Below are 8,690 nucleotides of genomic sequence, written 5' to 3' on the forward strand. Positions count from 1 at the left end.
GACTTTGCCGCAAGCTGCTTTGCCGATAGGCAGGCAGCATAAGTAACGCGGAAGAGGGACTCATCATGGCACGAATTTCACGCAAGGTGCTCGCGTTTGGCGCGGCACCGCTGGCTCTGGCCGGATGCATGGCAGCGGGCGCGGCGGTGCCTTCGGCATCAACCCCGATCACACCCGCCGAAGCGCAGCAGGGCGCGCAGTATCACCCGCAATTCCTGGCCGAATTCGGCGGCGCGATGACCGGTACGCATGCCCAGTATGTCGAGCAGGTGGGTAAGAATATCGCGGTGCAATCGGGCCTCGGCAATGCGCGGGAATCCTTTACCGTCAGCCTGCTGAACTCGCCCGTGCACAATGCCTTCGCGGTGCCCGGCGGTTACATCTACACCACCCGCCAGCTGGTGACGCTGATGAACAACGAGGCGGAGCTTGCCGGGGTACTGGGGCACGAGGTCGGCCATGTCGCCGCGCGCCATTCGCAGCGGCGGCAGAAGGCGGCGACGAAGAACACGCTGATCGGTGGCGGGCTGGCGATCCTTTCGGGGATCCTGCTCGGCGATTCGCAGGTCGGGCAAACCCTGTCGCGCGGGTTGCTGCAAGGCTCGCAGCTGCTGACGCTCAAGTTCTCGCGCAAGCAGGAACTGGAGGCGGACGATCTCGGCATCCAATATCTGGCCCGTGCCGGTTATGACCGGCGGGCGATGGGAACCGTTCTGGCGAGCCTCGCCGCGCAGAACACGCTCGACGCGCGGCTGGCGGGCAAGAATGCCAGCGTTCCCGAATGGGCTTCAACCCACCCCGATCCGGCAAGCCGGGTGAAGAGCGCGCTGGCCAAGGCGGGAACGGCTGGCGGTGGTGTCAGCAATCGCGACACCTTCCTCACGCGAATCGATGGGCTGCTTTACGGCGATGACCCGGCGCAGGGCGTGATCGAGGGGAGCACCTTCATCCATCCCGAGCTGCGGCTGGCCTTCACTGCGCCGCAAGGGTTCTACATGGTCAATGGCACCCGCGCCGTCAGTATCCAGGGGCAGGGCGGGCAGGCGCAGATGACAACCGCGGCCTATAGCGGCAACCTCGACACCTATGTGCGCCAGCAGTTCACCACGCTGGGCGGAGAGAAAAGCACGCTGGCACCCGCGCAGATCGAGCGGACGACAGTGAACGGTCTGCCCGCAGTCTTTGGCACGGCACGGGTCAACAATAATGGATCGCAGGTCGATGTGGTGATTTTCGCCTATGAATTCGCCCGCAATCAGGCCTTCCACTTCGCGGTGATCGCGCCTGCGGGACGCGCGGGGACGTTCAACCCGATGTTCCAGTCGATGCGGCGAATCACCCAGGCCGAGGCTGGCGCGGTGGTGCCCAAGAAGCTGCAAGTGGTGACAGTGGCGCGCGGTGACACCGTGGCGAGCCTGTCGCGGCGGATGGCCTATGACAGCGCGCAGGAAGAACGCTTCCGGGTGCTCAATGCGCTGTCGGGCACGGCTGCGGTTACGCCGGGCCAGAAGGTCAAGCTGGTGGTACGTTCGCGCTGATCTAGTCTGCGTCGGCGCGGCAAGCGCAGCACAGGGATCTGGCGCACAAAGAAAAACGGCGGGGATTGCTCCCCGCCGTCTTCTTTTTGCCGTAGGCTTAAGCCTTACGCACCCGGAGTGGTGGTGCCGGCCTGCATTTCGGTGTCGACGTTCGTGAAGGTCGCGTCGAGGGTCGTGCCGAGGTTGCTCATGGCGGTGATGGCAGCAACAGCGATCAGAGCAGCGATCAGGCCGTATTCGATGGCGGTGGCGCCCTGTTCGTCACGGACGAGGTTCTTGAAGAAGGTCATGTGTAGTCTCCTGGTTTGGTCTTCGGTACCCGTGCCCCCCTGTGTCGCGGCGGGCTGTGGACTTGTTAGATCGATACTTATTGAGAAATTCCTAATCTCGACTTTGATCGAGAATTAATTTGTCATCGCATCGATGCTTTCGGTTTCGATCTTGTCCCACATCTCGGTCGTGGTCGTCGCCACGCCTTGCAGCGCACCGATCAACGCAATCACGATAAGTGAAACGATCAGCCCGTATTCGATAGCGGTTGCCCCTGAGGTGTCGTCCTTCAGTTCTTTTATGAAAGTCGACAACATGGGATGGCCTCTACTTCGTGCGTTCTGACACCCCCAGAATCATGGGTGCGGGTTAAGAAAAGGTTGAGATAGGGGACACGGATGGAAAGAATCCCGACATGACACGCACGTTTATGGCGGTGGTTGCTGGTGCCTTGCACCGGGCGGACGGGCGTTGGCTGATGCATCGGCGCCCTGAAGGCAAGCATCACGGGGGCCTGTGGGAGTTCCCAGGGGGCAAGGTCGAAGCTTATGAAATACCGGTACAATCTCTTGTACGCGAGCTGACCGAGGAGCTTGGGATCGTCTGCCATTCCGAAGGGTGTAGCCCGGCCGGCTTTGCCGAGAGCGAGGCGGACAGCGGACAGCCAGCCATTGTCATTCTGCTTTACACTGTCAGCGCATGGGACGGCGAACCCCAAGCGCTTGAGGGCGGGGCGATCGGGTGGTTCACCCCGGCCGAAGCGCTCGAATTGCGCAAGCCGCCGCTGGACATCCATCTGGCCGGACAGCTGTTTCAAAATCTCTGATTTGCGGCAAACTTCCCTTGCCAAGCCTGATCGACCCCCTTATGTGGCCCCCCTCAGCGCGCACCCGTAGCTCAGCTGGATAGAGCACCAGACTACGAATCTGGGGGTCGGACGTTCGAATCGTTCCGGGTGCGCCAACAAAGCCCGCTCCTCGCAAGAGGGGCGGGCTTTGTTGGTTTCAGGGGCGAGTTTCAATCCCCCGCGCTGTCCTCCAGCGCGTGCATATCCTCGTCAGACAGGCCGAAATGGTGACCCGCTTCGTGAATCACCACGTGACGGATCAGCGCTGCAAAGCCGACGCCGGTTTCGTCCATCTCGGCGAGCAGGGGCTTGCGGAACAGTGTAATGACAGGCGGAAGACCGTCACTGTCCCACTGCGATCTTTCGGTCAGGGCCACACCTTCATAAAGGCCGGTCAATTCGTACGGATCCTCGATGCCAAGCGAATCGAGCTGTTCGGCCCGGGCGAATTCTTCGATGCGCACCACCACGCCTTCAAGCTCGCGGCGAAACGCTTCGGGCAGGCGCGCAATGACATCATGCGCAGCGGCTTCAAATTCGGCGGTGCTCGGTTCGCGAAGGGGCATTTGCGTCCTTTCTTGCCGGTCGGGGGATGAATTACGGCGACGAACTATTACATTTGTATGAGATGGTGAGCGCAACCTTCCCGCGCAATGAGCGTATCTGCAAGGAACGCCTTGGGTGGTTGATGGTTGACGCCATTCGGGATCGACAGGCGAGGGGGCTCCGGACGAGCCTATGAGTGAAGAAAGACGCACACCAATGAACTATGTCTCGGCCCACGATCACGATGATGAATTCGATCCGGAGAACCCGCTCGGCAAGCCCGAGGTTCCGGATCACGTGCAGGATGCGATTCGCACGCTGATCGAATGGGCGGGCGATGATCCCGCGCGCGAAGGCCTGCGCGACACGCCGAAGCGTGTCGGACGCGCATGGCTGGAATATTGCGAAGGCTACAAGGAAGATCCCGCGATCCACCTGTCGCGCATCTTCGAGGAAGTGGGCGGCTATGACGAGATCGTGCTGCTCAAGGACATCCCGTTCCAGTCGCATTGCGAACACCACATGGCACCGATCATCGGCAAGGCCGCGATCGCCTATCTTCCCAACAAGAAGGTTGTCGGCATTTCAAAGCTGGCGCGCGTGCTGCACGGCTATGCCCAGCGTCTCCAGATCCAGGAGCGCCTGACCGCAGAGGTCGCGCAGTGCATCTGGGACAATCTCGATCCGCACGGCGTCGCGGTGGTGATTGAAGCGCAACATGGATGCATGACCGGGCGCGGTGTGAAAACTCCGGGCGTTGCCATGATCACAAGCCGCATTCTTGGCTGTTTCCTTGATGATGATCGCAGTCGCAAGGAAGTGATGAGCCTGATGGGTTACTGATCCTGCAAATATGCAGAGATCGGCACATTGACGCTGGTCACTAGAGATTGTCGAAATTGCAACCTTGTGTGCTTGGATAGCATTTACCGCGCTGCTATTCATGTTGGGACGACGGCCGCAAAGACCGCGTCACAGCAGGAGAGACCATCATGAATAAAGGTGTCCTTATCGGATCGGCGCTGGCGGTGCTTGTTGCTTCGCCCGCGCTTGCGCTTGAGCATGAAGTGGTGATCGATCACGTTTCCGGGCCGATTGCTGCTGATTATCAGGGCTCTGTCACGATCGAGACCACGCAGGTTGGGGCAGCGGGCGTTGCAGGCCGGCCCAGCACGCTTCGCTGCAATTGGACGGCTACGCTCAATGTCGAGCGTGTCGCAAAGGTGGGTGAGACCCTCCAGTCGCGCCGCACACTGAGCAGCGAGGATGTGGCCAGCGGCTCGAAGCCGGGCTGGTGCGAATCCAACGAAAAGGCGATCGACAAACTGGTCAGCACCCGCAGCGAAAGCATGCGGAGCGCGATGCTCGCGCTGGTCGAACAGGATCGCGCAACGATCCTTGCAGAGGCAGAGAGCGTCGGCAAGACGCGTAGCTGAACCTCTTTCAGGGTCGCACGGAAGCGGGGCACTCCTTTGCGGAGCTGCCCCGTTTTTGGTATTTGCGATCAGCGACGAAGCAGCATAGCCTGCGGGCGGGATCAACCCGATGGCCCACTCGAAGGAGTTTCCCGATGCTGCGTAAACCTGTTTCCCGCTTTGTGCTTGTCGCTGCCATGGCTGGTGTTCTCGCCGCCTGCTCGGGCGAAGGCGCATCCGATGCGGCGGCCAGTGGCGATGCCGCGCCAGCGGGCGAGGTTCCCCCGGTGCTGAAGGAGCGGCACGACAACTTCGAAGCGATCGGCGATGCCTTCAAGGCGGTTCGCGGCGAGCTTGAAAAGGACACGCCGGATTTCACGCTGATTTCGGCGAAGGCTTCTGACATCAATACCCGCGCAGGCAAGATCGCGGACCACTTCCCGGCCGGCACAAGTGTCGAGGATGGCTACGACACCGAGGCGCTTCCCTCGATCTGGAAGAAGCCTGAAGAGTTCAAGGCATCCGCGCAGAAGCTGGTCGACGAAAGCGCCAAGCTGGTGACTGTGGCGGGCGGGGGCGACAAGGCCGCGACCGGAGCGCAGGCCATGGCGATGGGCGGCGCGTGCAAGGGCTGCCACGACCAGTTCCGGCTCGACGACAAGAAGTGACGCGGTGAGCGATTCGCTGCGACCGCCCGGTGCATCGGGACAGGACGTGCGCGTGTGGGACCCGCTGCTGCGGCTAACCCATTGGAGCTTCCCCCTGCTGATCCCGGCGATGTGGTGGACAGCGGAGAATTCCAAATGGGCGCTGCACAAGCGGCTTGGCCTCGTGTTGCTGGGCGTTCTGGTGTTTCGCGTAGTGTGGGGCTTCCTTGGCCCGGACACCGCCCGTTTTGCGAGCTTCGTCAAGCGGCCGGGCGCGGTCATGGCCTATCTGCGCGGCGGGGGCGGGCACACCATCGGCCATTCGCCGGTGGGTGGCTGGAGTACGCTGGTGCTGATCGGGGCGATGCTGTTGCAGGTCAGCATGGGGCTGTTTGCGGGTGATCCCTATGACGGGATGACCGGGCCGCTCAATGCGCTGGTGGGTGTGGCGGTGGCTGACACGCTGACCGAACTGCACGAGACCTTCTTCTGGGTGGTTGCCGGGCTGGTGGCGCTGCATCTGACGGCGATCACCTTCTACGCGGTGCGGGGCGATGATCTCCTCAGCCCGATGGTGGGCGGCGATCGTCCGCCGATGGCAGGGGTTGCGGGAATCGGGCCGATGCCGTGGGTGAGGGGGCTGCTCGCCTGCGGCTTCGCAGGGGGAATCGCGCTGTGGGTGGCGTTCGGTGCGCCGCCGCTGACATGACCGGACGTTGCCGCAGCAGCTCAAGGCCATGTCCCTGATGGCACAGAGGCTTGGACCTTTGTCTCTACTGGCTTTTTTGCTCAACGGGCCTGCCGGTGCCGATGACGAGGCTTGGCAGGAAGATTTCCCGCAGAATTGCATTTTCCCCGCTGACGGCCTCGAAGAACCCGAACCTTGCCGCAGTTTCTACCGGCTGTCCGACCGTCGCACTGAAGATGGCGAGGCCTACACGATCTATGAATACAAGTGGGTCGGCTCCGATGGCCGGGAGGTTGTTTACTCTCCGGACATCGGCGGCCTTGGCACTGGCCGGTTCACCATCGGCACGCTGTACGACAACCGCTATGACGGGGGGCGCACGTTCAAGCCGGCGGTCAGTCACACATTGCACAGGGACAAAACCGTGATCGGCGCGCCCGGCGAATTGTATCTGTTTGCCGTGTGTGACGAGTATGTCGACGGGAAGCCGTATAATTGCGACTGACAGGGTTCACGGTCCCTGTCGGCTCTAACGAAAAAGGGGTGCCCCCGTTGCGGGAGGCGCCCCCTTTCCTTTGGGCTTGTCGGATAAGCCTTACAGCTGGCCGAGCATGTGGTCGGCGCTCGAAACCTTGAAGTCGCCCGGCTCTTCCACGTTGAGCTGTTCGACCACGCCATCATTGATGACCATCGAGAAACGCTGGCCGCGCGTGCCCATGCCGAAGCCCGAGCCGTCCATGGTGAGGCCGATCGCCTCGACGAATTCGGCATTGCCGTCTGCCAGCATGGTGATGTCGTCGCTGCCCGCCGACTTGTTCCAGGCGCCCATCACAAAGGCATCATTGACCGCGGTGCCGACGATTTCATCGACGCCCTTCGCCTTGAGATCGGCGGCCTTCTCGACGAAGCCCGGCAGGTGCTTGGCCGAACAGGTCGGGGTGAAGGCACCCGGGACCGAGAACAGCGCGACGCGCTTGCCCGCGAAGTAGTCCGAGGACTTCACGGCCTGCGGCCCTTCGGCGGTGGCCTTGACCAGCGTGACTTCGGGGATCTTGTCGCCAACGGAAATCGTCATGTGTGTATATCCTCTTCTGGGGGTGTGGGCGCTCTCTATCGCGCGCGCCGCAAGGGGGCAACAAATAGACATATAAAGATAAGTTTATATTTGCTTCACGGCGACCTTGCGGCTAGGGGGCTACCGACAAGAAGCAGACCACCGCACCACGCGCGGTCGGATCTGCGCTTAGGAGATAAGATAATGGCCACCCTCGCTGCCACCCCGACCCACGAATATGTCATCAAGGACATCGCGCTCGCCCGTTTCGGCCGCGACGAAATCCAGATTGCCGAAACCGAAATGCCCGGCCTGATGGCGCTGCGCGAAGAATATGGCGCTGCCCAGCCACTCAAGGGCGCGCGCATCACCGGCTCGCTGCACATGACCATCCAGACCGCAGTGCTGATCGAGACCCTTGTGGCCCTCGGCGCCGAAGTCCGCTGGGCGACCTGCAATATCTTCTCGACCCAGGACCACGCTGCTGCCGCCATCGCGGATGCCGGCATTCCGGTCTTCGCCATCAAGGGCGAGACTTTGGCCGAGTACTGGGATTACGTCGGCCGGATCTTCGACTGGGCGACCGATGAAAATCCTGACCTCACCTGCAACCTGATCCTCGACGATGGCGGCGATGCCACCATGTTCGCACTGTGGGGCGCGCGCCTCGAAGCGGGCGAAGAAATGGGCGAGCCGACCAACGCCGAAGAAATCGAGTTCCAGCGTGCGCTCAAGGCCTTCGTTGCGGCGCGTCCGGGCTACCTCACCAAGACCGTCAAGGCGATCAAGGGCGTTTCGGAAGAGACCACCACCGGCGTGATGCGGCTCTATCAGATCGCCAAGCAGGGCAAGCTGCCTTTCCCGGCGATCAACGTGAACGATTCGGTGACCAAGTCGAAGTTCGACAACCTGTACGGTTGCAAGGAATCGCTGGTCGACGCGATCCGTCGCGCGACCGACGTGATGCTGGCCGGCAAGGTTGCCTGCGTTGCCGGTTACGGCGATGTCGGCAAGGGCTCGGCCGCCTCGCTGCGTGATGGCGGCGCCCGCGTGATGGTCACCGAAATCGATCCGATCTGCGCGCTGCAGGCGGCGATGGACGGCTTTGAAGTCGTCACCATGGAAGACGCCGTGAAGCGCGCTGACATCTTCGTCACCGCCACCGGCAACGAAGACGTGATCACCGCCGATCACATGATGAACATGAAGCCGATGGCGATCGTCTGCAACATCGGCCACTTCGACAGCGAAATCCAGATTTCCGCGCTTTCCAACTACAATTGGAAGGAAATCAAGGAAGGCACCGACATCGTGACCTTCCCGGATGGCAAGTCGATCATCATCCTCGCCAAGGGCCGTCTGGTGAACCTCGGCTGCGCCACCGGCCACCCGAGCTTCGTGATGAGCGCGAGCTTCACCAACCAGACGCTCGCCCAGATCGAACTCTTCACCAAGGCGGAAGAGTACGAGAACGACGTCTACGTCCTGCCCAAGCACCTCGACGAGAAGGTCGCTGCACTGCATCTCGAAAAGCTGGGCGTGAAGCTGACCCAGCTGTCGGGCAAGCAGGCCAGCTACATCGGCGTGCCGCAGGCCGGCCCGTTCAAGCCGGACCACTATCGCTACTAATCTCGCGAACCGCCCGCCCCGCCCGTGTTTTTTCACGGGGTTGGGGGCGGGCGGGT

At 61.9% G+C, this 8,690-nt stretch carries 12 protein-coding genes and 1 tRNA gene; 9 read left to right on the forward strand and 4 right to left on the reverse strand.

What is annotated here, in order from left to right:
- Window positions 1-65 precede the first annotated feature (65 nt).
- Complete coding sequence (locus KVF90_RS10605; RefSeq protein WP_264391551.1) at window positions 66-1,538, forward strand: M48 family metalloprotease; 1,473 nt, start codon at window positions 66-68, stop codon at window positions 1,536-1,538.
- A gap of 104 nt (window positions 1,539-1,642) precedes the next feature.
- Here the strand turns inward: KVF90_RS10605 and KVF90_RS10610 are convergent, their stop codons facing one another.
- Together KVF90_RS10610 and KVF90_RS10615 are read right to left on the reverse strand one after the other, a co-directional pair.
- Entirely contained in the window at window positions 1,643-1,828 is a 186-nt protein-coding gene (locus tag KVF90_RS10610) for a Flp family type IVb pilin (RefSeq protein WP_264391552.1), read from the reverse strand.
- A gap of 114 nt (window positions 1,829-1,942) precedes the next feature.
- Window positions 1,943-2,125 (reverse strand): Flp family type IVb pilin, encoded by a 183-nt coding sequence (locus tag KVF90_RS10615; protein WP_264391553.1) that lies wholly within the window; start codon window positions 2,123-2,125, stop codon window positions 1,943-1,945.
- Between the two features lie 98 nt (window positions 2,126-2,223).
- Here KVF90_RS10615 and KVF90_RS10620 point away from each other — a divergent pair, with 98 nt between their 5' ends.
- Together KVF90_RS10620 and KVF90_RS10625 are read left to right on the forward strand one after the other, a co-directional pair.
- A complete protein-coding gene (locus tag KVF90_RS10620; protein ID WP_264391554.1) occupies window positions 2,224-2,634 on the forward strand; it encodes a (deoxy)nucleoside triphosphate pyrophosphohydrolase in 411 nt (136 codons plus the stop codon).
- 60 nt (window positions 2,635-2,694) lie between these two features.
- A tRNA-Arg gene (locus KVF90_RS10625) sits at window positions 2,695-2,771 on the forward strand.
- Between the two features lie 54 nt (window positions 2,772-2,825).
- On the opposite strand, the gene KVF90_RS10630 is transcribed toward KVF90_RS10625, so the two are convergent.
- Complete coding sequence (locus KVF90_RS10630; protein ID WP_264391555.1) at window positions 2,826-3,221, reverse strand: metallopeptidase family protein; 396 nt, start codon at window positions 3,219-3,221, stop codon at window positions 2,826-2,828.
- A gap of 196 nt (window positions 3,222-3,417) precedes the next feature.
- On the opposite strand from KVF90_RS10630, the gene folE reads away from it, so the two are divergent.
- The 5 genes from folE to KVF90_RS10655 all read left to right on the forward strand — a co-directional run bounded on the left by folE (window position 3,418) and on the right by KVF90_RS10655 (window position 6,456).
- Window positions 3,418-4,044 (forward strand): GTP cyclohydrolase I FolE, encoded by a 627-nt coding sequence (gene folE, locus KVF90_RS10635; protein ID WP_264394481.1) that lies wholly within the window; start codon window positions 3,418-3,420, stop codon window positions 4,042-4,044.
- A 149-nt stretch (window positions 4,045-4,193) separates the two neighbouring features.
- Window positions 4,194-4,637, forward strand: coding sequence for a hypothetical protein (locus KVF90_RS10640; RefSeq protein ID WP_264391556.1), 444 nt, complete (start codon window positions 4,194-4,196; stop codon window positions 4,635-4,637).
- 134 nt (window positions 4,638-4,771) lie between these two features.
- Window positions 4,772-5,284: a c-type cytochrome gene (locus KVF90_RS10645; RefSeq protein WP_264391557.1), complete on the forward strand. Its 513-nt coding sequence runs from the start codon at window positions 4,772-4,774 to the stop codon at window positions 5,282-5,284.
- Between the two features lie 4 nt (window positions 5,285-5,288).
- Window positions 5,289-5,972, forward strand: a complete 684-nt coding sequence (locus KVF90_RS10650; RefSeq protein ID WP_264391558.1) for a cytochrome b/b6 domain-containing protein — start codon at window positions 5,289-5,291, stop codon at window positions 5,970-5,972.
- A gap of 58 nt (window positions 5,973-6,030) precedes the next feature.
- Complete coding sequence (locus KVF90_RS10655) at window positions 6,031-6,456, forward strand: hypothetical protein (protein ID WP_264391559.1); 426 nt, start codon at window positions 6,031-6,033, stop codon at window positions 6,454-6,456.
- A 90-nt stretch (window positions 6,457-6,546) separates the two neighbouring features.
- Here the strand turns inward: KVF90_RS10655 and KVF90_RS10660 are convergent, their stop codons facing one another.
- Complete coding sequence (locus tag KVF90_RS10660) at window positions 6,547-7,026, reverse strand: peroxiredoxin (protein ID WP_264391560.1); 480 nt, start codon at window positions 7,024-7,026, stop codon at window positions 6,547-6,549.
- 183 nt (window positions 7,027-7,209) lie between these two features.
- Here KVF90_RS10660 and ahcY point away from each other — a divergent pair, with 183 nt between their 5' ends.
- The gene (ahcY, locus tag KVF90_RS10665) at window positions 7,210-8,634 is read left to right on the forward strand and encodes an adenosylhomocysteinase (protein WP_264391561.1); all 1,425 of its coding nucleotides are present in this window, start codon (window positions 7,210-7,212) and stop codon (window positions 8,632-8,634) included.
- Window positions 8,635-8,690: the final 56 nt, after the last annotated feature.

The sequence above is a fragment of the Porphyrobacter sp. ULC335 genome, assembly GCF_025917005.1.
GTDB lineage: Bacteria > Pseudomonadota > Alphaproteobacteria > Sphingomonadales > Sphingomonadaceae > Erythrobacter.